The 1,384-nt window shown below is 44.8% G+C and carries 5 tRNA genes and 2 rRNA genes; all 7 read left to right on the top strand.

The window, feature by feature from the left end:
* A 16S ribosomal RNA gene (locus L4C44_RS22715) occupies positions 1–169 on the top strand; the annotation flags it as partial.
* Positions 170–292: 123 nt separating this feature from the next.
* A tRNA-Glu gene (locus L4C44_RS22710) sits at positions 293–368 on the top strand.
* Positions 369–370: 2 nt separating this feature from the next.
* Positions 371–446: transfer RNA gene (locus L4C44_RS22705), tRNA-Lys, on the top strand.
* 33 nt (positions 447–479) lie between these two features.
* Positions 480–555: transfer RNA gene (locus L4C44_RS22700), tRNA-Val, on the top strand.
* Between the two features lie 24 nt (positions 556–579).
* Positions 580–655: transfer RNA gene (locus L4C44_RS22695), tRNA-Ala, on the top strand.
* A gap of 29 nt (positions 656–684) precedes the next feature.
* A tRNA-Val gene (locus L4C44_RS22690) sits at positions 685–760 on the top strand.
* Between the two features lie 344 nt (positions 761–1,104).
* A 23S ribosomal RNA gene (locus L4C44_RS22685) occupies positions 1,105–1,384 on the top strand; the annotation flags it as partial.

Raw genomic sequence — 1,384 nt, 5'->3', positions numbered from 1 at the left:
TACGTTCCCGGGCCTTGTACACACCGCCCGTCACACCATGGGAGTGGGCTGCAAAAGAAGTGGGTAGTTTAACCTTTCGGGGAGGACGCTCACCACTTTGTGGTTCATGACTGGGGTGAAGTCGTAACAAGGTAGCCCTAGGGGAACCTGGGGCTGGATCACCTCCTTATACGAAGATAYTCACGATAAGTGTCCACACAGATTGATTAGGTTTAGAAAAGMAAAGAGWTGAAGAACTCCCAAGTTCTTCRAAGTTTGTTTCTACTTTTTWWAGTGGAGATAAATTAGCAGTGTCCCGTTCGTCTAGAGGCCTAGGACACCGCCCTTTCACGGCGGTAACAGGGGTTCGACTCCCCTACGGGATACCATTGGGTCGTTAGCTCAGTTGGTAGAGCAGTTGACTTTTAATCAATTGGTCGCAGGTTCGAATCCTGCACGACCCACCATTCTTTCTCCACGAAGGAATTAAAACTTTTAGTGGGCGATTAGCTCAGTTGGGAGAGCACCTGCCTTACAAGCAGGGGGTCACTGGTTCGAGCCCGGTATCGCCCACCATTTCCTCCCAAGGAAATAAAATATGGGGCTATAGCTCAGCTGGGAGAGCGCCTGCCTTGCACGCAGGAGGTCTGCGGTTCGATCCCGCATAGCTCCACCATTCCTTCCATAAGGAATTAAAACTTTTATGGGCGATTAGCTCAGTTGGGAGAGCACCTGCCTTACAAGCAGGGGGTCACTGGTTCGAGCCCGGTATCGCCCACCATCTTTAAGCACATTTGCTAAGTGTTCTTAAAAATGGTTTTCATTAGAAAATCTGCTCTTTAACAATTTGGAAAGCTGACTGATTTAAATAACGTAGTTATTTAAATCAAATTAAAAGTTCTCAATGTTTATCTGATCTTATTTATTAAGAACAGTAAACACAACACAAACACATTCAAGTGTCTTGTATTCGATTCAAACTTGTTTGAATCACATTGAGTCCGGCAAACAGTCATTGAGAATTAACCCTTCTTAATGACAACCAAAAACCTTGGTTAGTTGCCATACTAATTTGTTTTCACTTTTCAAAAGTGAAAGTAAAAAAGAGACCCTTTCGGGTTGTATGGTTAAGTGACTAAGCGTACACGGTGGATGCCTTGGCAGTCAGAGGCGATGAAAGGCGTAATAACTTGCGATAAGCCCAGATTAGGTAGTAATAACCTTTTGAGTCTGGGATTCCTGAATGGGGAAACCCACTTACATAAGTAAGTATCCTGTTGTGAATACATAGCAATAGGAGGCAAACCGGGGGAACTGAAACATCTAAGTACCCCGAGGAAGAGAAATCAACCGAGATTCCGAAAGTAGCGGCGAGCGAAATTGGATTAGCCCTTAAGCTTTTAAT

The organism is Vibrio satsumensis (genome assembly GCF_050337435.1).
Taxonomy (GTDB): Bacteria; Pseudomonadota; Gammaproteobacteria; order Enterobacterales; family Vibrionaceae; genus Vibrio; species Vibrio satsumensis.
This window is presented reverse-complemented; position numbering and strand designations above follow the sequence as displayed.